We start from the raw sequence: 26,286 nt of genomic DNA, 5'->3' as shown, positions 1-26,286 counted from the left end.
TATATTTGAACAGACAGATTGTTATTTAATGCCCGATAAAAAAAGAATTCTACTGGTTGATGACCACCAGTTGATCATTGATGGCATACGCGGATTTATTGAACACGACGGACGCTATCAAGTGATTGGTGAAGCCAATGATGGTCATGATGCCATCAGGCTGGCTGATGTATTGAATCCACACGTGATTTTGATGGATATTGAAATGCCCGGTCTCAGCGGTATTGCCGCTTGTGAAGAAATTAAAAGAAAATTTCCTCAAGTGAAAGTCATCATTATCTCAATGCATAATGATAAAGAACTTATTAAAAAACTGATTGGGCTTGGGGCTGACGGGTATCTTCTGAAAAACTCACAACAAACTGAAGTGCTGGACGCCATCACCAAAGTATTGAATAATCAATCATATTTCTCTAATGATGTTACTCTGTCATTGCTTGACAAAACAATTAAAAATCACAGTGAATCTAACACCACAACTGATTTGAGTGAGTTAACTGAAAGAGAAACGGAAATTCTCAAATTGGTTGCTGAAGGAATGACAAACAAAGAAATCGGGGATGAATTAAACATCTCGCATCGCACGGTTGACACGCACCGCACCAATCTGATGAAAAAATTAGATGTTACAAATGTGGCCGGACTTATTCGGTTGGCGTATAAAAACAATCTCTTGAAATAAGAAGGTGTTGGTCAGATAATTCATTTCTTTTGCCGAAAAATTACAGAGTTTCTTCATCTGTCTTACAAAAACACTAATTTTATGCGCACATTAAAAAATTGAAACTTAAATTCTATGTCATACCTTTTCACTTCTGAATCTGTTTCTGAAGGACATCCCGACAAAGTTGCGGATCAAATTTCAGACGCCTTGATTGATAATTTTCTTGCCTTTGACCCCAACAGTAAAGTTGCCTGTGAGACGCTGGTAACAACCGGACAAGTTGTACTTGCCGGTGAGGTGAAATCAAAAGCATACCTGGATGTACAGGAAATTGCCCGCGGCGTGATTCGCAAAATTGGCTATACTAAATCTGAGTATATGTTTGAAGCAAATTCATGTGGTGTACTTTCAGCCATACATGAACAATCTGCCGACATTAACCAAGGAGTTGAGCGTAAAAAGAAAGAAGATCAAGGTGCCGGTGATCAAGGTATGATGTTTGGTTACGCAACCAATGAAACGCCAAATTACATGCCTTTGGCCTTAGATTTGGCACACGCCATTCTTTTAGAACTTGCTGCGCTGAGAAGAGAAAATAAACAAATTAAATACCTCCGTCCTGATGCAAAATCACAAGTGACTTTAGAGTACAATGATAAAAACCAACCGGTGCGCATTGATGCAATTGTTGTTTCTACTCAACATGATGATTTTGATTCAGAACAAAAAATGTTGGCAAAAATTAAAAAAGATATCATTGATATTTTAATTCCTCGCGTTAAGAAAAGCTATCCTAAGTACGCTAAACTATTCAATGATAAAATTGCCTATCATATTAACCCAACAGGGAAATTTGTAATTGGCGGCCCGCACGGTGACACCGGCTTAACTGGGCGCAAAATCATTGTTGATACTTATGGTGGAAAAGGCGCTCACGGTGGTGGAGCATTTTCAGGTAAAGATCCTTCAAAAGTTGACCGTTCGGCTGCTTATGCTACACGTCACATTGCAAAAAACTTGGTTGCGGCCGGTGTTTGTGATGAGGTTTTAGTTCAGGTTTCTTATGCAATTGGTGTTGCTAAACCAATGGGTATTTATATCAATACTTATGGAACAGCCAAAGTGAAAATGAATGATGGTGAAATTGCAAAAATTGTTGAGAAAGTTTTTGACATGCGCCCATATTTCATTGAACAGAGACTAAAGCTACGCACTCCAATGTATAGTGAAACTGCAGCATACGGACACATGGGTCGTAAAAACGAAATCGTAACAAAAACATTCTCTATGCCTGATGGCAAGAAAAAAACATTGAAAGTTGAATTGTTTACATGGGAAAAATTAGACTATGTAGATAAAGTAAAAGCAGCTTTCAAATTGAAAAAATAATTCAGCATTGCTATTTAGTAAATCCCTCTTCCAAATTCTGGTTGAGGGATTTTTTTTGAATCAGGACACACATAAAAATTTCACTTTTCTATGACACATCATATTTTTTATTTAGCCACTTGTTCAACTTGTCAGCGTATTTTGAAAGAATGGAAACCCTCAAAAAAATTTATTCTACAAGACATAAAAACTGAAAAAATCACAGCCTCGCAATTAGAGAAGATGATTGAACTGGCGGGTTCTGCCGAGGCCTTGTTTTCACGGAGATCAATGAAATATCAGGCACTCGGACTCAAGGAAAAAAAACTTACTGAAAAAGAATATCGTAAGTTAATTTTAGATGAATACACTTTTCTTAAAAGACCTGTTTTAGTTTCAGATAACAAGATATTTATTGGGAATACGGCTTCTGTTGTACAGGCGGCTAAGGAACTAATATCTTTAATAAATAAAACGAAAAAGTGAAATCTCATCTGGCATTATTCGCCGTTAATTTGCTTTATGGCATTAACTACTTAGTAGCAAAAGGACTTATGCCCGGGGTAATAGGAGCCAACGGATTTATTTTTTTGCGAGTAACAGGCGCCACCTTGTTGTTTTGGATTTTGTTTTCATTCAGGTTTGAAAAAATCAAACGGAATGATGTGTTGAGAATAATTTTATGCGGCATTTTTGGAGTGGGCATTAACCAGTTATTGTTTTTTAATGGGTTGTCGTTGACGTCGCCGGTGAACGCATCAGTAATTATGGTAACCACTCCTATTTTGGTTTTGTTGCTTTCATTGATTTTTGTAAAAGAAAAAGTCAACCTGACCCAAGTAGTGGGCGTGTTGCTGGGCGGCCTGTCTGCAATTATTTTTTCAATGCAAAATGCTGAAGGAACATCTGCAACATCAATGGGTGATTTACTCATCATGTTGAATGCGGCTTCGTATGCAATTTATCTCATCATGGTAAAGCCGTTAATGTCAAAGTATAACGCGCTCACCGTAATTACCTGGGTTTTCACTTTTGGATTAATAGTGGTGCTGATATGGCCTGCATCATGGAATGAATTACCTCACGTTGATTGGCAAGGCATGAGCGCAACATCGATTGCAAAAATTATTTTTGTGGTGGCGGGTGTTACATTTCTGCCTTACTTACTTATGGTATATGCCATGAAAAAAGTGAATGCCACCGTAGCAGCTGTGTATATCTATATTCAACCTGTGCTTGCAACACTATTTGTTTTTATGTACGCCAGTTTGGGTCTTGAAAATTATACTGCAGACATCAATGTGATTAAACTGATTTGCACCTTGTTCATTTTCATTGGTGTTTATCTAGTGATAAGACCGCAAAAGGTGCGGGCGTGAGTAATTCACATATCCTTACCGCAGGATTTCTACACGCGTAAGAAATTTTACGCAAAACGCAGTATAAATTTTATCTATGACTGATTACCGCCAGCTGTAAACCGTATAGAAAAACACTCAACGCGTTGAATATCATTTTAATATATTAATTAACAACAAGCATAGGTCAATAAGTATGAGCAAATTTTCTGATGGGTTTGACGTAAATTTGATGTGTGACAAGGTCATTTCTGAAAAGGGAATCAAGTGTACCGGGTTCAGATAGTCAATAGGGATAAACAATAAAAAAGAACAAAGCAGCAGGGAAAAAAATAGCTCAACACAAACAGTATCCACGACGCTTTTATTACCCTGATAAAAATCAATCATCCCGATTGAACAACGAATCTGATAGAGGAAGAAATTCAGAATTGACAGCATGCCATAGTGATTGAAGAAGACGGATTTTGTTTAACTCGTTCCGGTGAACAGAATTCGCAAGCAAAAAAACGGTGAGGTATTAAGCTTACGCCCGACTCAAGCTCATGAGAGATTTTCTCATACATCAGCTTAGGTTGGGCGTAAGCTGTTTTTATTCAAACCGTATGCATCATAATATTCTTGCGCTTAATCTGGCATGAAGCATCTCTTCTTCGGCCCACCAAATAAAAAAGGTCACCAAACAGTGACCTTTCTTGTATAATTTATCTTATCAATTTATTTACGTGCAACCACCAGTTTAATTGTTTTGGTTGTTTCTCCATTGGTTAAATGAACAAAATAAATTCCTCTGGCTAATCCTGAAACATCAATCTGATCAGATCCGGTAGACGTTCCGTAGGCTTTGGTGAGTACAGTTTCACCCAAGGCATTTGTAATGTACATTACTGATTGGTTTTGATCAAGATTCATCCAACTGATCGTAAAATAATCACGCACAGGATTCGGATACACAGAGAATGAAATACGCTCAGATTCATTTAAGCCTGATGAATTACTGTTACCAACAGTAAATGTTACCATGGTGCTGCAGCCTGATGCGCTGGTTACTGTCACCGTGTAATCTCCAGGGGTGAGACCAGAGATGTCTTCCGTAGTTGCGCCGTTGCTCCAGCTGAATGTATATGGATCATCCGGGAAAAATTCATTGATGGTAATATCTATTGCGCCTTCAGTGCACGTTGCACAAGCAGCGTCAGTGACAATACCTGTTACATCAAATGTTGCAAAATTTCCAACCGTAACGCTGAAACTTGTTTGACAACCATCGTCAGTGTCTGTTACGGTTACGGTATAATCACCTTGTCCAACCGCCGCTAGGTCTTCGGTGGTTTCTCCATTGCTCCACGAGTATGAATAATTTCCAGATCCGCCGGTTACCGTAATATCAACAGATCCATTTCCGTTTCCGCAGAAATCATCATTGGCAAATCCGGTAACAGAAACTCCGGTAGTTGTATTTAAAATATCGTATGAAACAGACACCTCACAACCGGTATCATCATTTGTTACAAGACACGAGTAGGTGCCTGCAGATAGTCCGCTTAGGTCTTCTGTTGTTGCTCCATTACTCCACAAGTAGCTGAGGTTAGTTCCGCCGGTTACAGTCAGATCAATACTTCCTGCGCCATTGCTACAGAACTCATCAGTTGAAACCCCGCTAACTGCAATATCAGCTAAATTGACAATATCAAATGTTAGTTCATCCTGACAAAACGGTCCGGTTGATTGTATGGTTACTGTGTATGTGCCTGCAGAGAGTCCAGTGATATCTTCAGTTGTTTCTCCGTTACTCCAGTTGAAATCAACGGTCGCTCCGGTTACATCAATATCAATAGATCCGTTAGATTGTCCGCAGTTTTCATCAACAACTGAAATCACGGTAGTTGTGAAAGTTGTGTTATTTCCTACAACTAATTGCATGGTATCCGTGCAGCCATTTGCATCCCAAACTACTAATTCATAATCTCCGGCATCCAGATTTGAGAATTGTCCCGGAGTAAATAAATCAGGTTGTCCGTTTAACGTTGGATCAAATGGTGCGGTACCACCGCTTATTGTATAAACGATTTGACCACTTCCTTGAAGACAGTTGTCATCAGTGAGGCTTGTTAAATTTAACTGTAAATCAGAGGCAACTGCAAGTACGGTATAATCTTCAGTAAATGTGCAGCCAACATCATCAGTTATAGTTAAGCTGTAATTGCCGGCAGCAAGATTATAAACGGCCGTAGTATTTGGCGCTCCGCCTGCACAAGCCGTTGTTCCTGTATAAACAGTTCCTGTTGCAGGGTTTGGCCCATCTGTGAAAACAACATTACCCGATGCATCAAGTAGGGTATAGATATTTTCTTCTTCCCAGTTTCCTGCTGTGTAGTTGAGTTCAATTGCATCTCCATCACACACATCAATGGTTTCTGTTGATCCTGTTCCCGAGGCGCTGAAAGTTCCAACTGATGAACCGTTGATGAATACTTCAAGTTCACCACCATTCCAACCGTCACCAAATAAATCTTGCATATCTAATGTGTATTGGCAGCAAGGACTTGGTGAAGCACCTGTCCAACTGAACGAATACGGGTCAATGCCTCCACTAACAGTTACTTCTATAGATCCATTGTCATTTCCACACATGGCGTCTGAAACAACAGATGTGGTAGAGATTGAACCGCCTCCTGAATTAATGTCGCCTGAATAGTTGTAAATGCATCCGGCATTGTCTGTGATTTGACAAGTATAGTTTCCGGCTGTCAATCCTGAAATATCCTGAGATGTTGCAGCATTACTCCAGAGGTAAGTGTATCCGGGTGTTCCGCCGCTCACGGTGAGATCAATAAAACCTGTAGGGGTAATACATGAAGCATCTTGTGTAATTGCTGTTACGTTCAGTGTTCCGGTGTTGTTAAGTACATCTGCTGATAATGAAATATTACAACCGTTTGCATCTGTAATTACAAGATCATAGGTGCCTGCAGACAATCCGCTGATATCTTCTATGCTTGCTCCATTATTCCATGCGAAAGTGTAAGGAGCGACTCCTCCGATAACCGTAATGTCAATTGCGCCGGCAGCATCTCCACAATTTTCGTCTGTTGTTGTGGTTACGGTGGCAGCAAATCCTCCACTGTTATTTACCACAGTTTCAGTAGTGCCAACACTGCAACCAAATTGGTCTTCAACGGTGACCGAATAAGTTCCGGCTGACAGTGAAGAAATGTCTTGTGAAATTGCGCCGTTTGACCAAGTATAGTTAATTGGTGCGCTTCCGCCTGTGATAGTAATATCAATTGCTCCGGCGGCATCACCACAATTCTCATCCGTAACAACAGATGAAACAAGTGTAAGAGTTCCGTTATCACTTCCTACGGTAAAACTTCCTGCAGTTGAACACGAATTAATGTCAGTGATCGTAACAGAATATGTTCCGGCTGTTAGATCTGTAATGTCTTCATTTACGGCGCCATTTGACCAGTTAAATAAAAATGGAGCAGTACCGTCAGTTAATGTGATATCAATACTTCCGGCTGAATTGCCGCACACTTCATTGCCAATTACTGAACCGCTGATGGTCATGTTTCCTCCGGAATTTATCAGGTTAAAATCAGCGGTGAACGAACATCCTCCGGCATCTGAAATGAGCACAGAATAGTTTCCTTCATTGAGTGAACTAATGTCTTGCGTTGTTGCGCCGGTTGACCAAACATATGAGTATGCAGGTGTTCCGCCGGCAACGGTGATATTCACCGAGCCGTTATTTGATCCGCAACTTTCGTTGGTTAATGTTTGTGAGAAAATTTGCAGGTTCCCCGGATCGTCATTCACGGTTGCGTTTAAGTCAAGTGTGCAACCTGAAGCATCAGTAACTGTACAACTATAATTTCCGGCAGATAATAACAGAATATCTTGTGTTGTTGCGGTTGTATTCCACAAGTAAGTGTATGGTGCTGTTCCGCCTGAAATGGTAATGTCAATTGAGCCAATTCCGTTTCCGCAGTTTTCATTTATTACTGAAATATTATCCAAAGAAAGTGTACCGGCGCTATTTGCAACACTGAGGTTTCCTGTATCAAAAGTGCAACCGTTCACATCTGTAATTGTGCATGAATAGGTTCCTTCATTGAGTGAGTTAATATCTTCAGATGTTGCAGCGTTGCTCCAGTTGAAAATGAATGGTGCAGTTCCGCCAATTAACGTAAGGTCAATTGCGCCCGCGTTGTCATTACAATTTTCATCGTTAATAGATGCAGTTGCACTTAAGGCTCCACTTGTGTTAATCAAAGTTTCTGAACCGCTGATTGTACATCCGTTACCATCTGTTACAATGTACGAGTAGATTCCTGCACCAAGTGAAGAAATATCTTGTGAGGTAGCGCTGTTTGACCATAAATAGGTGTATACTCCATCGCCTCCGCTTACAGTAAGATCAACTGCTCCGTTTGTTGCCGCACATGTTTCATCACTTACAGTTGCTGTAACCAATAATGTACCCGGGTTATTAGAAATGATGATTGGTCCCAAAGTAAATTCACATGCTGATGCATCAGTAATTACACAAGAATATGTTCCGCCTGACAATCCGTTGATATCTTCAGTTGTTGCACCATTGGACCAGTTGAAGGTGTATGGAGCAGTTCCTCCGGTTACAGTTACATCAATTGATCCGGCTGCGTTGCTGCAAAGTTCTGCCGTTCCAATAGAGCTAGCACTTAAGGTACCCGTATTGTTTAATATGGTATAGGTGTCATTTACCTCACATCCATTTGCATCAGTAACGGTTACTCCATAAACTCCTGCACTAATTGAGCTAATATCCTGACTGGTTTGTCCAGATGTCCAGGCGTAAGTGTAAGCAGGTGTTCCACCGCTGATGATGATATTAATTGCTCCTGCTCCATTTCCACAATTTTCATGAGTGAGAACAGCATTATCAATTTGCAAAGTTCCTGCGGTGTTGTTCACAGTTTCATTCAAGGAGAATGTGCAACCGTTAGCGTCAGTAACATTTAGTGAATACGCTCCGGCAATCAGCCCAACATTGTCTTCTGATGTTGAGCCATCGTTCCAATTGAATGCGTATGGCGCAGTACCTCCGGTAGTGGTAACGTAAATAGCTCCTTGTGCATTTCCGCAAAGTTCATCCAGGACATAATCAGTGGTTACATCTAATGTCCCTGTTCCGTTCCAAACTGTCAATGAGCCGGTGCTTACAGAGCAACCGTTATCATCTGTCACAGTGCATGAATAATTTCCGGCTGATAATGTCGAAATATCTTCTGTGGTGGCTCCATTACTCCAGTTGAATGTGTAAGGTATTGCGCCACCCAATAAGTTAATATCGATAGCTCCTTGTCCGTCGCTGCAATTTTCATTGTTTATTGTTGTAGAATAAATATCCAAAGAGCCCGGGTTATTAGCCACGGTGAAAGTTGAAGTTGTAAGTGAACATCCTGTTTGATCTGTGATAACGCATGAATAATCTCCAATGTTTAATGAAGAAATGTCTTGGCTGGTTGCCCCGTTTGACCACGCATAGCTAACTGTTCCTGATGCTCCGGTGACAGTGATGTTTACTGCTCCATTGTTGTTATTACAATATTCATTGGTAACAACACCTGTATAAGACAAGGTGCCGGAATTATTTAATACATCAAACGATTCTGAGTAAGTACATCCATTACCGTCAGTGATGCTTACAGAGTATGACCCTGCAGCTAAACCACTAATATCATCTGTGGTAGCCCCATTGCTCCATGAATAGGAATATGGAAGTGTGCCTCCGGCTGCGGTAATTTGAATTGATCCGTTGATGTTTCCGCAAGTTTCGTCTGAAATTGAACTTGAAGAAATTCCTAGACCCGAGGTGTTATTTGCTACAGTGAATGATTCAATGTGCTCACATTGATTCGCATCATTTATCGTGATGGTATAAGTGCCTGCGGCAAGATTTGTGATATCTTCAGTTGTTGCACCATTGCTCCAGCTTACGGTGTAAGGTTGAGTTGCGTTTACAACCGTGATGTCTATTGATCCAGCGGCATTTCCACAGGTCTCATCAATAATTGATTCAACTACTGCATCTGTATAACAATAGGCAGAACAATTGGAAACATCATTTATTAGGGTGAAATTTTGAGACGCTGTACAGCCATATCCATCAGTTACTGTTATGGTGTATGTTCCTCCGTTGAGCGATGAAATATCTTGTGTAAGCTGACCGTTATTCCAGCTATATCCGTATGAACCTGATCCGCCGCTCACTGAAATATCAATAGATCCGTTAGCTGTACCGCATGCCTCATTGGTGAGATTATTAAGTGTAATAGCCATTCCGGGCAGCGTATTTACTGTGATATCTTCTGCATAGGTACATCCATTTGCGTCAGTGATAGTCAGTGTATAAACACCTGCTGTTAGTGTGCTTATGTCTTCAGTAGTTGAAGCATTAGACCAACTGAAAGAATAAGGCGGTGTACCTCCTGAAGTAGTCACATCAATAGCTCCGTCATTGCCTCCGGCGCAAGTAACATTAGTAATGGCAGTTGTAATATTCAGCGAACTGATATTGTTGAGGATAAATGTTGCAGAATCAGCACATCCGTTTGAATTAGAAACAATAACCTCATACGTGCCTGCACCAATACCGCTAAGATCTTCAGTAGTTGCGCCATTTGACCACGCGAAGGTATATGGAGGGTAATCTCCGGTAACTGAAATATTGATGGCACCATCATTGGTTCCGCATTGAGCCTGTGTAACAAAACCACTCACTTCAATTTCTGTTGGTTCATTAAGTGTTACAAGTGTATCCGGTAGATCTGACATCAAAGAAATATTCCAGTTAAAGATGTACCCGTTGTCAAGCGCATATTGATCTGATACTTCAAGAGTCCATGTTCCATCAAGGGTTGATCCTAAGAGTCCGTTCAAGTTTTGAAATGATTGATATGACCCTTGTGGTAAATAACTATCTGTATAGGTGCCACCGGTTGATGCCGGAATAGTGTGCGTATAGTTTCCTGCTTCAGCTACCATGGTACCAAATACCGGAGCATCATTCCAGCAATATTCAAAACCTATACCCGGATCAGTCAGGTCACTGTTAGCACCATCAACCGGACCGGAAGCAAAGGGCTCTCCTAAATCTGTACTGCCTCCACCGGCAAACTGTTTCAGAATAACCTCTTGACCACTTGGGGAAATAATTTTGATTTGTAAATCGCCCAGATAAGAGTGTTCCATAGTTGCACAAACTTGTTGAAGTTGGCTCATGTCATCCAATACCTCACCCGCACCAAATCCAGAGATATTGATAGATGTTGTATAACTCACCCCTGTACCATCAGGTAAAAAAGTTGTGTCAGCATCAAACACACCACCTATTACTAGTGCATCAGCTTTACATCCATAACTATCATAAACCTGAACAGAATAAGTTCCAGCTGCAAGTCCGGTTATTGGATTTGTTGTATGAGTAGTTGTTGTACCGGTTCCGCCGTTTGTTGTTACGTGATAAGTATAAGCAGGAAATCCGCCTGTTGCATTGACAAGTATTTCACCTGAATTATCATTATAGCAATCAAGATCAGTGCCGTCAATGGTGAATTCAATTGGTTGTGCATCATCAATGTATAAAAATGCCGTGTCAACAGGCGAACATGCATCCGGTTGATAGATGATATAGATTGATTCTTGTCCTTCAGGTATACCGTCTGATACAGAGTTGATAAATACAGTTGCAGAAGTTTGTCCTGCCGGGATGGTCACCGAGTTGTCAATATGACCGTAATCAACACCGTTGTTGGCTGTTCCGCCAACTGTATAGGTGATTGTGGTTGCGTCATCTGCAGGACTATCAAGACTAAAGGTAAAACTTGCCGGAATACATCCTTCGAGTGCGATATTATCTCCGTTTACGGTTTGAGTTTGAACTACTACGTCTTTAGTGAATCCTGAAAAATAACATGCGGCTCCAATATTACCGCTGAGGTTGATCAGTGCAACACGTATCAAATCATCGCTGGTAACAGTTACATCACCAGTATAGCCCGCGGTTAATTTGTAGGTAACATAATCAGATGTTCCGGTAACTGCATCTCCGGCTCCGAGCGGAGAGCCGTTTACATAAACATTAGCACCTGCATTTGCAATGATGTTGATATAAGCCGTGCCCACCCAATTGACATTTGGCAACACTACATTCTTGCTTCCTGTACAGCCCACAGGTGGAATAAATATTAAATCTTGTTGTCTTTCGTTGTCATCTGTAGAACCATCACTTCCGTTCGCAGTTTGATATACATATACGTCTTCTGAAGTTTCTAATAAAAGGTTGTCAAAGCCTGAGAAGACAGATCCATCAATAACATAGTAATCGCCGGCATCAATTGTAGCAACAGGGGCAGGGTTTCCATTGAGCATAATGTCGGTGTTGTCATAAGCCGCAACCACAATTACTTTTTCATTGTCTATTCCCTCGCCTTTAATTAATACATACTCATTCCCAATTACATCAATAGGAGCAATCTGATCTGTGCCAATATCTCTACCGCTTGAAGGTAATCCTCCCACAATTGGATTTCCACCCAGCCAGGTACCGGTTGATACGGCAATAGGTTTGTCTGAAGTAATGTGAGTTCCGTTTACCCCGTTGGTGTTTTCAATTGCGCCCGCTTCATTGAAAAATGCAGCTACCACATACGTTTCTCCGGCATTTAGTGTTACGGTTGTGCTGGGAGAAGTAAGTGGTGCGCCTGATGGAGTGGTACCTCTGAAAATTACTCCCGGACGAATATCATCAATAGTTACAGTGGTATTGTCTTCGGTTGCTATTATGCCGAACGTATTACTTTTACCATTAATATAACCTGTGTTGTTGTATGTATGGCCGGTTCTGAAATCTGTTCCCAGTGCGGCTTTTTCTCCTTTTGACGTCATTGCTGTGGCCTGTGCGCTCACAACAACGCGCACCGTTGCATAAAACGGATAGGCGCCCGTGACAATCAATCCTTTGTTGGTCATTGCGGTGTTCAATTCAGCCTCTGTAACAAGCAGGGGACTGGTGGTGCCAGAACCAAACATATACGTAGTTGATGATGCATTGGAAATAGTCAATGTAGTAATAAGATTACCAGAACCATCCGTAACAGTAACGTCAAAAGGCACACTTGAATGGGTGCTCAACACCAAGTAATGGGTACCGTGATCTTCCTTGGCAAACAATGCCGGGAAATAGTGTTTTGTGTCAAGCTGTGAGAATGAAATTTGTGATGATGCCAGAATAAAAAAAATGGCAACAACTGAGAACAGTTTTTTCATGAGTAGAGTTTTTGCTTTCGAAATACAATTGGGATGATCAATAGTTGTCTCATCTTAAATTGTAATTCTATTTTCCGAAAGTTAGCAAACCGCTATTAATTTGGTAACTTTGGCAGTGTTAATTTTGGATTATGCCAACAACAATTCTTGTAAATCAAATATCAAAAAGTATATTGTCTGACCATTTAAAAGTGTTAGGTGAAAATGTATTTTCATTACATTTAAATGGACAAAATTTGATTCTAGAGGTACTTAATATCCAATTAGCTGAAAAAATCATGCGCATCAGGGTAAAACATACCACGTATGAATTACAATTTAAGGATGATTTGGATTTGGTATTGGATAAAATGGGCATTCAAAGAAGTGCAAATATTGCTCAAAAAGATTTGCGCGCACCAATGCCGGGTAAGGTGATTGACGTATTGGCAAAAGAAGGGGATAAGCTTGAAAAAGGAGACAATATTCTAATTCTTGAAGCAATGAAAATGGAGAACGTATTGAAGGCTGAAAACTCATGTGTTGTCCGAAAAATCAATATCAAACCACTTGAAAATGTTGAGAAAAATCAAGTGTTGGTAGAACTGGATTTCTAATCCTAGTCCGCACTCTTATTTGGTGAACAAGAAGGTTTGGTTTATTTCATTAAAGGTTGTTACGAAGTAAAATGTACAGACCTTGCTCCGAGGTTGAGCTACACTTATTTTCAGCTTTGCAGCTTAATCACGTTTTCAATGAAATAAGTAAAAACCGGATGTGGCAAATCTGCACTTGAAACCATTTGCGGGCAAAACATCGTGAACAGGTAAAAGGGGTGATTTTTTTTGCGAATTATTTCAGGATCGAAATACTGGTTGCGCGCACAAATTTCATAATCACTCACTAACAAGTCAGCGTATTGTGGCAGCATTGAAAATCTGGAAGAGCTATACTCAGTGCCTGATCTGGTCTTAAATAATTTTTTAAAATCCGGAGAAAAATTATCTAACTGAATTGCATTGAAGTGATTTCCCTCAACAAGGTTTTCAGAAATTATTTTTTCGGTTTTAAGATCAAAACCTTTACTATTAAAAAAATCTTCAATTAAAAGTCTAAAACAGTCACCTGTGCCAAGCACCGGAATTTTTGAAGTGTAAAGTTTTTGAATTACTGCCGTTAAATAAAAGGCTTGTTTATATGGCCCCGGTGCTAAGAGTACACCATCATATTCGTCTACAAATTTTGAAGCGGTTGTACAACATTCCTCTTCATTTAACCAATAAATATTAATTGGCGTATCAAAAATAGATTCACAATGCTGTAATGCCTGATTTGTTGCGTTGTGTGAGTGATACGCAAAATTGTAATCACCAATGATTGCTATTTTAATGGGAGTACTCATCAAGAGAAGCGCAGTGTAAATGTATAAAAAAAGGAGACCTGAACGTGGTCTCCTCTCTTATAAAAATGTATGTTAACTTGGTATTATTCAAGTTTGAATGCAGATTTCACGTATCCGTTTTCAAGACATTTAATGCTGTCCGGACTGTAGTCAGAGTTTTTAAGCTTACAGTTGAAAGATGCTTCAAAAAGCATATAGTCACCAGTGGTATCAGAATCTTGAATCATGCTGACAAAGCTGAAATTGCTGAAACAAACTCCTCCGGTATCACTTACCCATACTTTGTTGTTAGGGTCAGTCCATTCAACCAAAACACCGTTTGTAATTGAGCCGGTGGCGTATCCAGGGGTCATATTATTGTCAAAGAATGCTTGCCATTGTTCAAGAGATGGTGTGTTTGAACCGTCATCAGTCCATTCCAACGTGCTAATGGTTAGTTTAACACCGTGAACCAAATTGTTGCGCTGAATGGTTGTGGAATACTCAGCGGTAGACAAGGATCCGGTGTTAATTGTTTTATTAGAGAAATAGCGGCAACTGTCAGTATATTGAACAGTTGAATCATCAATCACAGCATCGCATGCGCACTTGAGATCAACAATTGGAACCGGTGGTGGAATCACTTCGTGCTCTTCACATGCGGCAACCAGCGCCACGATTCCGGCAACACCTGATAGAATAAGTAATTTCTTCATAAGTAAAGATAGTTTTTGTAAAGATAGGTAATTTTTTCTGAAATACGGCATAATGGCGCACCGGTTGCCTGTTGAGGAGAAATAAAAAATCCGGACCCAACGGGATCCGGATCTCTGAATATACTCACCACAGCATGACTCAGAATACCAGCTCAAAAGACTTATGAAGCGTTTTTTAATTTTATAATATCCAGTTCTACATCAAGTTGAGAAATAGGCAGGTATTTTTCTTTAGTGACCGAAGAAATGCGCCCACGAAGCAAGCTATTATCTTCAAAATACGATCTGAAATATCCTCCAAGGGTTACATAACCCAAAAGAAAAGTTTTGAAAAACACCTGATAACGAATATCTCCTTTAAGATTTGTGCCGGCAAATTTTAAGTCTACCTCATCACCTGGATTCAAGTGGTGATAAACATAAATCATGTCATGCTGGAGTAACTCCGTCACTTCAGCCACGGTTTTCAACGAAAATGAAGTGTCAAGTTCAAAATCAAAAGAATTAAATAATTTCATAGATAGAATAGTTAAGGTTCAAGTATTGTTAAGCACGGATGCGAGTAACGTTATCATTGAAAACAAACTCATCAAGCGCTGCGCTGTGTCCGATCATTTCATTAAAATTCAACTCCACGAATTCACTGCCGTCATCTAGTTTAAATGATGTAAAACAATCTTCATCTGGTAATAAATTTTCAGCGTAAAGTTTTGCCATAATGCGATTAAGATCAGTATGGGAAATAAGCATTGAAATTCGTGAACGCTCGTTTCCGTTGATGAACTCACAATCAGCACAGACTATGTTTTGTGAGGTTTCATACGTTATTTGATGGATCAGAATTTTTTGAGTTTCGCCTAGTCTTTTCATAAACAACTGTATATAATTTGATACAATATTGAATAGGCAGACCGTAAACAATTTACGGACTAAAAAAAATCGCTTGAGACACCAGGAAGCAACACGCGATTAAATAGAATACCCACACGTGGATGAAATATTCTATTTTTGCCAAGGAACTTTACCGGAGAGATATTGGACCAAATAGAATTCTAGAAAAATCTCCAAATGACGGCATACTAAATAAGATGTGGCCGATAAAAACTGTATAAAATGAAAAAAATTCTTGTTATTGGGGCGGGTCTATCAGCGTCCAGCATGATCAGATATTTTTGTCAGAACTCAGAGAAAGAAGGCTGGCGCATTAAAGTTGGTGATCAGAATTTGCAGTTGGCAAAAGCCAAAATAGAAGGATGCAAAAACGCTGAAGCCATTGAGTTGGACGGTCTGAATGCAGAACAGCGCGGACCGCTTATTGAGTGGGCTGATCTGGTGATTTCTATGCTCCCGGCAATATATCACGTTGAGGTTGCAAAAGATTGTTTGAAATATAAAACCAATCTAATCACCCCATCTTATGTGTCAGAAGGCATGAAAGAACTTCATGATGAGGCGGTCAAAGCCGGACTGTTATTTATGAATGAGATGGGAGTTGATCCTGGAATTGATCACATGAGCGCAAAAAAAATTCTGGATGAAGTAGAAGCCAACGGCGGCAGAATGCACATTTTTGAGTCATTTACCGGTGGACTGATTGCGCCTGAAAGCGACAACAATCCATGGAATTATAAATTCACGTGGAACCCAAGAAACGTGGTTATTGCCGGACAAGGCGGCGCAGCAAAATTCATTCAAGAGGGGCAATATAAGTACATACCGTATAACAAATTGTTTAGACGTACTGAGATAATTCGCATTGAATCATACGGAGAATTTGAAGGCTATGCTAATCGTGATTCACTTAAGTACCGTGATGTGTATAATCTACAAAGCATTCCAACAATTTATCGTGGAACGCTCAGAAGGAAGGGATTTTCAAAAGCTTGGGATTGTTTTGTGCAAATTGGAGCAACTGATGATACGTATGTTTTGGAAGGGAGCAAAGACATGACAAAACGTGATTTTATCAATGCGTTTCTTCCTTATAATCCACATGATTCTGTTGAATTGAAACTGAGACATTATTTAAAAATTGATCAAGATGATATTATCTGGGATAAATTAGTTTGGCTTGGAATTTTTGAAAAGAAAAAAATGAATTTCACCGAAGATGTCACGCCGGCATTTTTTCTGCAAAAAATACTTGAAGAAAAATGGAAACTTGAGCCACAAGACAAAGATATGATTGTGATGTGGCATAAAATAGTTTATCATAAAGAGAACTCTTACCATGAAATCAATTCACACATGGTAGCTATTGGAGAGGATCAGACGCATACCGCCATGAGTAAAACCGTTGGATTACCCATTGCTATTTGTGCAAAAATGGTGTTAAACGGTCAAATAAAATTGACAGGTGTTCAATTGCCTTTGTACAAAGAAATATATGAACCAATTTTGAATGAGTTGGAAGAGTACGGAATTAGCTTCAAAGAGAAAAAATTAGACAAGGCCGTATTATACGATGTGATTGTCTGATTCAAACATCAACCATCTAATTCTGTCTTAACGAACCCTAAGCAGAAAGGGCAACTACTTCTTTGACAGCATCCAAATGTGAGCGCAACAAATTTTCAATTCCGCCTTTTAAGGTGGCGGTTGAAGAAGGACAGCCCGCGCAAGAGCCTTTCATTTTTACAGTAACCGTGCCGTTTTCAAAGCCAACATATTCAATTGCGCCACCATCATTTTCAACGGCCGGCTTTACATATTCATTCAACAATGCGCGGATAGGCTCGTCAAATTCTGAAGGAGTAAATTCTTTTTCAGGTACAGCAGGTTGACTGTTTTGATGTGTTTCTCCGGCATGACTTTTTAACTGACTTTCATCGGGCATTCTGATTAAAATTTCTTTACCATTCATCAGCCATTCTCGGATAAAATCACGCAATTCCATTACTATGAAATCCCAGTCAAGATTAGCGTCTTTAGTAACCGTTATAAAATTAGAAGACAAGAAAACAGATTTCACAAACGGGAATTGAAACAAGGCTTCAGCCAGCGGAGAAAATCCTTTGGTATCAGCAAGCGAAACAAACTCCACCGTGCGCTCATCAAGCAGCAAATATTTATTGGCCACAAACTTCATGGTGTTTGGGTTTGGGGTCATTTCAGCATATAAGGTAATTGGAATCATGGGTATGGGCATTTAATGTGCAAAAGTAAGCAATCATTATCAATCAAGATATAACAAGATAGAGAGACAAAAGTTTGCGCAGGGTAATACGATTCAGAAAGTTTTTTATTCCGTTTACACAGAGATAATTGCTATACCTTTGCATCATGATTAAAAAGCACATTGTGATTTTTGCTTCAGGTGGAGGCAGCAATGCGGAGGTGATAATGCGACATTTCAAGAATCACCCAAAGATAGATGTAGTACTTGTTGTATCAAACAATCCGAAAGCCGGTGTATTACATAGGGCAGATTCATTTGGCGTGCCCTGTTATGTATATCAATCTGCAGAATTAGAGAATGGCATTATGGAAAAAACCCTGCAGGCTTATAGGGCTGATTTTATTGTGCTTGCAGGATATCTTAAAAAAATTCCCGATTCGCTGATTAAAAAATACAATAACCGCATGGTGAACATTCATCCGGCATTGTTACCAAAATTTGGAGGCAAAGGAATGTATGGAATGAATGTGCATAAAGCAGTAGTTGCGGCCGGAGAAAATAAATCAGGCATCACTATTCATTACGTGAATGAGTACTATGATGAGGGAGCAATTATTGAACAACATGAGGTAGAAATTTTACCTACTGATTCTGCTGAACGTGTATCTCAAAAAGTGTTAGAATTGGAGCATGAATATTTTGCGCCGTGTATTGAAAATATTGTTTTGAAATTGGCATGAAGTATGGGGTTTGATATAATTGAAATAGGTAAGGCTTTCATGGTGCTATTTGCCGTGATTGACGTTTTCGGATCTATACCGGTTATAATAAAAATTAAACAGTCAAGCGGTGAAATAAATTCGCTGAAAGCATCTTTGGTTGCCTTTGTTATTATGATTGCATTTTTGTTTGGAGGTGAATGGATTTTGAGTGCACTTGGAGTTGATATTCGTGCGTTTGCCGTTGCAGGATCACTGATAATTTTTGCGCTTGCATGTGAAATGATTTTTGGTATTCAAATGTTCAGGGCTGAGGCGGGTAGCGCAAAAACTGTTTCAGTTGTTCCGGTTGCTTTTCCGCTGATAGCCGGAGCCGGAACCATGACCACGTTGGTTTCTTTAAGGGCAGAGTATGAAGCAATCAACATTTCCATAGCGGTTTTTTTAAACGTGATTATCGTTTATGTGGTGTTGCGATTGACCAGAAAAATGGAGGAGCTTTTAGGAGTTGGAGGAATTGCAATTATTAAGAAAGTATTTGGCATTATTCTACTGGCCATTGCAGTAAAACTTTTTGCAGATAACGTGAAACTACTTTTTGTTTCTTAAAAAATTCAGCTAGATTTTTTTGAGATTGAAGACAGCTTTAAACCTCCGCTCATCAAAGAATGAAGAGAATAATGGCACGTATGTTTTGTGTTGTTTTCTAACATCCATCAATTTATCGCCAAGCACATCCATAAAAACATGAATGAGCAATTCACTGCAGTAAAATTCTTTGGCTGAGGTTAAATCAAATCTGTTATCAAAGGGAATGTGCAGGTTGAGATAATAAAATGCACGTTCTGCAATGGCATCATTTTTAGAGGTGTCAACAATTTGTCTGCAAATAAAAAGGGTGCTGTCTGCGGTGTATTTGACAAATTTATCTAATGAAGATATTTGTACGCCATCCACCGGGTTATCATCACTCTTACCAATGGATTGAATAACCCGTAATTCATTATCAAATCTCACAATAATTCCACAATGACTATACTCTTCACCTGACACCTTCATCAGTTCGTATGACAAAGTTCCGGCACCTTTTCTCATGATGATATCGCCGGGTTGTAAAGTGGTTTTTATGCTGTCTGAAAGTTGTACAACGGCCGCACTTATCAAAGCATGAAAACTAAGCAGACAAATAAAAAGAACTGCCCGTAGATTACGCGTTCTGAATTTTATTTCAGTCTGTCTTCGCACGTCTGCTGCGCCGGATGAGAGGGATGGGTCTGGCTTCGCGCAACTCGCAACGCAATTTGAATTTGGGGTTTGCCCTGAGGTTAATGACAATTTATTCTGCCGTCGTTTTACAATCATTCAAATAATTTTCTGCAAATAAAATTTCTTTCTATGGGCTAAATTGAACCGGATTTATACTAGATTTTATAATTGATTGAAACTTGCACTTTGGAATGTACGAATTTTCCATTTTTCTGACCGGGATTCCACAATGGCATTGTCTTTACAACGCGTATAGCTTCTTCATCCATTGATTTTTGCATTCCTTTGATTAAAGTAATATCATAAATTTCACCATAAGGATCAACAATAAAACCAACTATTACTGTTCCTTCAAGACCGGATTTTCTCGCCACTTCAGGATATCTCAATTCATTGGCAATAAAAAATTCAAGTTCAGTTTGACCGCCGGGAAATTGTGGCATCGTGTCTAGTGTTTCATAAATATTTTCGTCATCTACTGCATACATGTCCTGCATCAATGAATCTTCACTGGTTCCCATATCCAATCCTAAATCTTTTTGGTAGTTACTAACTAGCCAGCCGTTGTCAGTTTTTGTAAGGTCATAGACAAAGGTCATTTCCATACCGTCTCTTTTTTCAGTGCAAGTGCAGCGTGCTTTATTGCCTGAGGTAGTACATTCTGTGCTTAGTATTTCAGTGGGTGATGATGCGCATCCGGCATCAATTGCTGCTAATACGTTATCCGTAGCAACTGATGTTGTTAGGCTAAGCGCGGTTTGACAGTCACCTGAATTGAGTGCAAGAGTAAAGCTTGTCACCACGGCATTAGGAGATCTTCCTGATCCAAACGCAAAAATTTTCCATTCTTTATTGACAATTGTCAGTCCGTAACGCGCTACGATGGTATCTGCATTTTGATTTAGTCCGGTGCACACGCAATTTACTTCTATGCCCTTACGTTGCGGTGCACAATTAATATCAAGCACCACAACAGGGATAGTATTTGCATGATTTTCACCCATTGATTCATATTCTTTTTTAGCTATAAAAAATGTGAATTCCGATGCCATCGGTTTTTGTCCTTCGTTGTGCAAGCGAATGAAGTTCAAAACAATTTCTGAGGGTTTGGTTTTCATTTCTTTTATCTCGCAAAATCCATCTTCATCCATTTCTTGAAAATCTACATCATCAAAGTTAAAATAGTAGATAAACCACTTGTTATCAACTAATGTGAGATGCAAATTAAAATCAAAGCGGTTACCATTCCATGAGGTTACCATTAAACATTCAACCCCGTATTCTCCTTCAAAAAATTCGAATCTGATTATTTTTAATTCTCTATAAAATTTGGCTACGTACTTCAGTTTATTTTCGCCCGAATAGGAGTATATTAATTCTGGAGCTGAAAACATGTTTTTTGCGTCAAGTATGGTATATTTTGAGGCTGCCTGAAAATTGTTTTTTCCAAGTGCATGCATGAATTTGTGAACTGTTTTTTCTGATTTTTTAATGTTCTGTCCAAATAAAAAAAATGACGACAATAATACCAAAGAGAATAGAGTAAACTTTTTCATAAAATACATAGCGGGTTAAATTTTCACAAATATACTATTTATACATCCTCTAAGTGCAGATGAAATTTGATTGTAAAAAGTTGTGAACTCTTACTGCACAAGATTTTTTATCTTTGAACTCATGAAAAACAAACTACTCATTTTGTTCAGTGTTATTACCCTTGGATCGCAAGCTCAGGTTTTTAATGTAGGCTACACCCATGAGACATTTAAAAATTTGGTAACAAACGGCATTACATACATTAAAACGGGTAATGCACTTTTTGATAGTGTGATGATTGAGACGCTTGAAGATCATTGGAAAATTTCTACCTTCTCAGTGATTGAGCGATACAAAGAGCCTGATCAAAAATCAACTGCACTTTTTGTTACACACCAAAAACCTATTCGTGAGCATCAGCAAGACAGAAAAAATGATGGAATTATTACGCTGATGCCGGCCGAATATTTTGATGAAGGGGCAGATTATGAGCACAATCAAGTTAACATGGCAAAAACTTTGGGTTATATGTTCTTCAATGGTTTTCATGATATTGTGTATGAAAAAGATGAATACCGTTTTTTAAAAATGATGATTGTGTCATTGAATCAGGGACTCACACTTATTCAAGATGAAGAGTTCACCGATGTAGAAGAATTATTGAATGCAAACTTGAGTAAAAAAATTATTGAAGATCACAAGGGATTAGTTGGCAATACGTTGATTATTCATCGTGATCAGATCAAAAAATCTATAGACATTGAAAAAGTTAAAGCATCCGGAATACGTTATCGTTTGTTAGCAACAGAAGAATATCATGAAGTATTAGAAAAAGAAGACCCAACGCATTACGTACTATACTTTGGTGAAAATAAATATACAGAGCTCTCTATCATCCGCATTCAAACCGGAGAATTAGTTTACACAAAACATTTTCCGCAAGATTATCTAACCATTGGTAAGAAAGAGTTGAAAGCCATATTTGCGTTTTTTAAGTAGTCGCAGGTCGCGACCTGCGACTACTGCTCGTTAAGCAAGTTTCAGCCATACCTTGGGTGATGAACATAATTTCTACCTTTGTAACATGCATCCAATCAACCGCCCCCTCAATGACTGGTTACCCATTACAAAAAAAGAGCTTGAACATCATGGATGGGATCAGCTTGATGTGATCATTGTATCAGGTGATGCGTATGTTGATCATCCTTCATTTGGAACTGCCGTTATTGGACGCATTATTCAAAGTGAAGGGTTTAGTGTTGGAATTATTCCGCAACCGCAATGGCAAGATGATTTGCGTGATTTCAAAAAATTCGGGAAGCCAAAATATTTTTTCGGAGTTACTGCCGGCTGCATGGATTCCATGGTGAATCATTATACCGCGGGACGAAGAAAAAGATCAACGGATGCGTACACCCCTGGCGGGGCAGCAGGTTTCAGGCCTGATTACGCATCACGCGTGTATGCTCAGATACTAAAAGAATTATATCCGGATGTTCCGGTGGTGATTGGCGGAATTGAAGCATCATTGCGCCGGGTTACCCATTATGATTATTGGTCAGATAAATTATTCCCTTCAATTTTGGTTGACAGCGGCGCTGATATTTTAGTTTACGGAATGGGTGAAAAAGCATTGCGTGAAATTTTAAGTCTGCTCAAAAAAGGGGTGCCGTTTTCGTCTTTGAAAACTATTCCGCAAACTGCCGTGATTATTGAGGAGAATGAGCCCTTGCCAAAAAATAAAAATTGGGAAGATGTCAGCCTTCATTCTCATGAAATATGTTTGGCAGATAAAATAAAATATGCATCCAATTTTAAAACTGTTGAGATAGAATCAAACAAACTTCACGCGAGACGAATATTGCAAAAAAACGGAAAACGCACGGTAGTGATCAATCCACCTTATTACACCATGACAGAGCAGGAGATTGACCGTTCATTTGATTTGCCTTACACCCGTTTGCCGCACCCAAAATATGCTAAGAGGGGAGCAATACCTGCGTATGAAATGATTAAATTTTCTATCAATATGCATCGCGGTTGTTTTGGTGGATGCAGCTTTTGTACCATATCAGCCCACCAGGGAAAATTCATTGCATCACGCAGTGAAAAATCTATTTTAAATGAAGTTGAGCAAGTAGTGAATCACCCTGAGTTTAAAGGGTATATTTCAGATATTGGCGGACCATCAGCGAACATGTATAAAATGAAGGGCAAAGATTTAAGTATTTGTGAAAAGTGCATCAGTCCTTCGTGCATCAATCCGGTAATTTGTTCAAATTTGGATACCAGTCATAAACCCTTGTTGAATATCTATAAAAAAGTTGATGCTCATCCAAAGGTGAAGAAGGCATTTATTGGATCCGGAATTCGTTACGATTTGCTTGTTAAAGAGTTCAACAAACAAGCAGATGAAAAAGAAATTGAAGAGTACATTACCCAAGTAGTAACAAGGCATACGTCCGGCAGATTAAAGGTGGCACCTGAGCACACGTCAGATAATACGTTGCGCTTGATGCGAAAACCATCATTCCAATTCTTTCACAAATTCAAAGAGGTTTACGATAAAATTCAGCGCAAGAATGGATTAAATCAACCCTTGATTCCTTATTTTATTTCTTCGCATCCCGGTTGTGAAGAGGTTGACATGGCAAATCTGGCAGCCGAAACAAAAGACTTGGGATTTCAGTTAGAACAAGTGCAGGATTTCACTCCAACGCCAATGACTGTGGCAACTGAAATCTACTATTCGGGAGTACATCCCTACACGTTAAAACCGGTCTATGTTCCACGTTCAAAACAAGAAAAAGAAGATCAACATCGGTTTTTCTTTTGGTATAAAAATGAAAATCGTGCTTGGATTAGTGATAAATTAAAAGCAGCTCAGCGACCAGATCTTGCTGAAAAATTATTGGGTAAACCACGCGCTGATTTTAAAAAGTCATCAAATCACAAACCAAAAGTCCAAGAAAAAAATCAGGTCCCGAAATGGTTGGAGGAGAAGAGGAAAAGTAGAAAAGGCAAGTAATGTTACACTATTGAAATTTTGCGTTCCTCCTTTATGAAGTCAAAATTTTTACTCCCGTTGCTCATTATTTCAGTGAATAGTTGGTCGCAAAAAAACCAGCTGGTTGCATTGCATGTGGATGTCCTTGGAAAAAAGCACGATTATGTCCGCTATTACCATCCAATTGAAGGAACCTATGAAATAAAAACAAGTCAGTTCTTCAATCACAAAAGAACCCATCAAGAAATGCATCATTGTGTTTTTATTGATCCACGAGTTCACTTGAAAGACAGCATCACGCATATTCAGGCAAACAGCCTCAGGTACTACATTGATCCATCGGAACTACTTTATGTTGACTGGCAATTAACGTCCGACTCAACCACTTACACTGTATTTAACGAATTTAAAGAGTCTGCTAAAAAAATACGAGCTACAAAATATCAAGAACTGGTTGAAAATTATTTCAAGCCATTTTATTTCAGAAAATACGAAGTGACTAATTGGGAGTATCGAGAATTTGTTTATTGGGTTCGTGATTCCATTTTCAAAGAAGCCGTATATGCGAGCGAAAAATTTACCGACGAAGAAGTTTTTGCAATGCTAAACGCTAATTCTAAGTCAGTTTATTTCGACGAGAACGATCTAATTTGGAAAGTCCCTGACCCTGCGAACAGATCAGAAAATCGCAAGCATTTTTCGTTCAGACAAGACTTTGATGTTTGGGAAAAAATGGATCATGAACGTTTGGTTCCGGTTACCTATCAATTTTATTTGCACCCCAATGAACGCTGGTATAGACGCAGAGAATTGGATGTTACAAAGCTTGTTTACCGATTTTTTGAAAATGATCTGGAAAGAATTAAAGCCGATGTGGATACACTAGAGCATATAGAAGATTCACTGAGAAAAAACAATCTCTACAATCAATACGATTCGTCAAAGTATTTTAGAATCAATGAGCTTGTGATCTATCCGGATACCCTGAGCTGGGTAAGAGATACCCGATATGCGTATAATGATCCACTTACCAATATGTACTTCTGGCATCCGGCGTATGATAATTTCCCTGTTAATGGTGTATCATGGGAACAAGCCAAAGCTTTTTGTCATTGGAAAGAGCAACAATTTTATGCGAAAAATCCCACTTGGGGTGAACGGTTTTCATTTGATTTGCCGACTCCGCAAGAATATGAATGGGCTATTTGTGTGCCATACCAAAATCTGATGGCTTCATCCATTCAAGACGACAATTTAGTGACAGATTTATTACTTGACTGGTCAACCGGAGATTATGGTCAATTTCATGAATTACTCTTATTGAACGCGATTGGTTTCACCGAAAAAGTGGGTTTACCTTTTGATGCAACTAATCAGACAGAATTAAAGTCGATGCGGAAATGGATTTTGAAAAAACTGAATGAAAACAATACGCACGAAATTCAAGAATTAACTTATTACGTTTCGTTCATGAGATATACACAAAACTACCTGGTCAATGATATTCGGTTTTTATCCAATAATTTATCTGAATGGATGAACGCCGATTTTAAAACACATTACGATAAACTTTTTCAGGCCTATCAGAATTACAATTGTTACTCAGACATTTCTTATTGCGAAAATCAACGCAACATCGACTTCGCAAATTTTATTCAGAATGATACAACAGGAAAGATGATTTTAGGAGGCAATTGGTTTGATGAACGATATGGAATGATTCTAGGTGTGAACACTGAGGGTCTTTACCCAAAGCGCTTTTCTAATCCAGAAAAATCCTATTCAACTGTTGGATTTAGGTATGTTGTGAGAATAAAGGATTAACTCCAATACTGTCGATTTAAACTTTATTGCATTGC

Annotated in this window: 19 protein-coding genes; 11 read left to right on the top strand and 8 right to left on the bottom strand. The window is 39.1% G+C overall.

Annotation, left to right across the window (positions count from 1 at the left end; translation table 11 throughout):
* The first annotated feature begins 28 nt into the window (after window positions 1-28).
* The 4 genes from IPH66_16445 to IPH66_16430 all read left to right on the top strand — a co-directional run bounded on the left by IPH66_16445 (window position 29) and on the right by IPH66_16430 (window position 3,411).
* Entirely contained in the window at window positions 29-682 is a 654-nt protein-coding gene (locus IPH66_16445; protein ID MBK7130933.1) for a response regulator transcription factor, read from the top strand.
* A 114-nt stretch (window positions 683-796) separates the two neighbouring features.
* On the top strand, window positions 797-2,053 hold the full coding sequence (locus IPH66_16440; protein MBK7130932.1) for a methionine adenosyltransferase: 1,257 nt from the start codon (window positions 797-799) through the stop codon (window positions 2,051-2,053).
* 90 nt (window positions 2,054-2,143) lie between these two features.
* Window positions 2,144-2,518, top strand: coding sequence for a hypothetical protein (locus tag IPH66_16435; GenBank protein ID MBK7130931.1), 375 nt, complete (start codon window positions 2,144-2,146; stop codon window positions 2,516-2,518).
* Window positions 2,515-3,411 carry a DMT family transporter gene (locus IPH66_16430; GenBank protein MBK7130930.1) on the top strand — a complete coding sequence of 299 codons (897 nt, stop codon included), beginning with the start codon at window positions 2,515-2,517 and terminating at the stop codon, window positions 3,409-3,411. The genes IPH66_16435 and IPH66_16430 overlap by 4 nt, the downstream gene beginning before the upstream one ends.
* A 696-nt stretch (window positions 3,412-4,107) precedes the next feature.
* Here IPH66_16430 and IPH66_16425 read toward each other — a convergent pair.
* Window positions 4,108-12,705 carry a T9SS type A sorting domain-containing protein gene (locus IPH66_16425; GenBank protein MBK7130929.1) on the bottom strand — a complete coding sequence of 2,866 codons (8,598 nt, stop codon included), beginning with the start codon at window positions 12,703-12,705 and terminating at the stop codon, window positions 4,108-4,110.
* A 131-nt stretch (window positions 12,706-12,836) separates the two neighbouring features.
* Here IPH66_16425 and IPH66_16420 point away from each other — a divergent pair, with 131 nt between their 5' ends.
* Window positions 12,837-13,301, top strand: a complete 465-nt coding sequence (locus IPH66_16420) for an acetyl-CoA carboxylase biotin carboxyl carrier protein subunit (GenBank protein ID MBK7130928.1) — start codon at window positions 12,837-12,839, stop codon at window positions 13,299-13,301.
* 110 nt (window positions 13,302-13,411) lie between these two features.
* On the opposite strand, the gene IPH66_16415 is transcribed toward IPH66_16420, so the two are convergent.
* From IPH66_16415 to IPH66_16400, 4 genes are all read right to left on the bottom strand, one after another.
* Window positions 13,412-14,086, bottom strand: a complete 675-nt coding sequence (locus tag IPH66_16415; protein ID MBK7130927.1) for a hypothetical protein — start codon at window positions 14,084-14,086, stop codon at window positions 13,412-13,414.
* A gap of 83 nt (window positions 14,087-14,169) precedes the next feature.
* Complete coding sequence (locus tag IPH66_16410) at window positions 14,170-14,781, bottom strand: hypothetical protein (protein ID MBK7130926.1); 612 nt, start codon at window positions 14,779-14,781, stop codon at window positions 14,170-14,172.
* A 161-nt stretch (window positions 14,782-14,942) separates the two neighbouring features.
* Window positions 14,943-15,299, bottom strand: a complete 357-nt coding sequence (locus tag IPH66_16405; GenBank protein ID MBK7130925.1) for a hypothetical protein — start codon at window positions 15,297-15,299, stop codon at window positions 14,943-14,945.
* A 28-nt stretch (window positions 15,300-15,327) separates the two neighbouring features.
* Complete coding sequence (locus IPH66_16400) at window positions 15,328-15,651, bottom strand: hypothetical protein (GenBank protein ID MBK7130924.1); 324 nt, start codon at window positions 15,649-15,651, stop codon at window positions 15,328-15,330.
* A 243-nt stretch (window positions 15,652-15,894) separates the two neighbouring features.
* Here IPH66_16400 and IPH66_16395 point away from each other — a divergent pair, with 243 nt between their 5' ends.
* Complete coding sequence (locus IPH66_16395) at window positions 15,895-17,259, top strand: saccharopine dehydrogenase NADP-binding domain-containing protein (GenBank protein MBK7130923.1); 1,365 nt, start codon at window positions 15,895-15,897, stop codon at window positions 17,257-17,259.
* 37 nt (window positions 17,260-17,296) lie between these two features.
* On the opposite strand, the gene IPH66_16390 is transcribed toward IPH66_16395, so the two are convergent.
* Window positions 17,297-17,917, bottom strand: a complete 621-nt coding sequence (locus IPH66_16390; GenBank protein MBK7130922.1) for a NifU family protein — start codon at window positions 17,915-17,917, stop codon at window positions 17,297-17,299.
* A 146-nt stretch (window positions 17,918-18,063) separates the two neighbouring features.
* Between IPH66_16390 and IPH66_16385 the strand changes: the two genes are divergently transcribed.
* Window positions 18,064-18,639, top strand: a complete 576-nt coding sequence (locus IPH66_16385; protein ID MBK7130921.1) for a phosphoribosylglycinamide formyltransferase — start codon at window positions 18,064-18,066, stop codon at window positions 18,637-18,639.
* A gap of 3 nt (window positions 18,640-18,642) precedes the next feature.
* Window positions 18,643-19,227 carry a MarC family protein gene (locus tag IPH66_16380; protein MBK7130920.1) on the top strand — a complete coding sequence of 195 codons (585 nt, stop codon included), beginning with the start codon at window positions 18,643-18,645 and terminating at the stop codon, window positions 19,225-19,227.
* A 9-nt stretch (window positions 19,228-19,236) separates the two neighbouring features.
* Here IPH66_16380 and IPH66_16375 read toward each other — a convergent pair whose 3' ends face one another.
* Entirely contained in the window at window positions 19,237-19,980 is a 744-nt protein-coding gene (locus IPH66_16375; GenBank protein MBK7130919.1) for a hypothetical protein, read from the bottom strand.
* A gap of 59 nt (window positions 19,981-20,039) precedes the next feature.
* Window positions 20,040-21,440, bottom strand: coding sequence for an energy transducer TonB (locus IPH66_16370; protein ID MBK7130918.1), 1,401 nt, complete (start codon window positions 21,438-21,440; stop codon window positions 20,040-20,042).
* A gap of 121 nt (window positions 21,441-21,561) precedes the next feature.
* Here IPH66_16370 and IPH66_16365 point away from each other — a divergent pair, with 121 nt between their 5' ends.
* The 3 genes from IPH66_16365 (at window position 21,562) to IPH66_16355 (ending at window position 26,251) form a co-directional block, all read left to right on the top strand.
* Entirely contained in the window at window positions 21,562-22,419 is an 858-nt protein-coding gene (locus IPH66_16365) for a hypothetical protein (GenBank protein MBK7130917.1), read from the top strand.
* A gap of 85 nt (window positions 22,420-22,504) precedes the next feature.
* Complete coding sequence (locus IPH66_16360; GenBank protein ID MBK7130916.1) at window positions 22,505-24,448, top strand: YgiQ family radical SAM protein; 1,944 nt, start codon at window positions 22,505-22,507, stop codon at window positions 24,446-24,448.
* A 33-nt stretch (window positions 24,449-24,481) separates the two neighbouring features.
* Window positions 24,482-26,251, top strand: coding sequence for an SUMF1/EgtB/PvdO family nonheme iron enzyme (locus tag IPH66_16355; protein ID MBK7130915.1), 1,770 nt, complete (start codon window positions 24,482-24,484; stop codon window positions 26,249-26,251).
* The last annotated feature ends 35 nt before the right edge of the window (window positions 26,252-26,286 follow it).

This window comes from Crocinitomicaceae bacterium, assembly GCA_016708105.1.
In the GTDB taxonomy this organism is placed as follows: Bacteria; Bacteroidota; Bacteroidia; order Flavobacteriales_D; family Crocinitomicaceae; genus JADJGJ01.
Note: the sequence above shows the minus strand (reverse complement) of the source record. Positions and strands in the feature narration are given on the sequence as shown.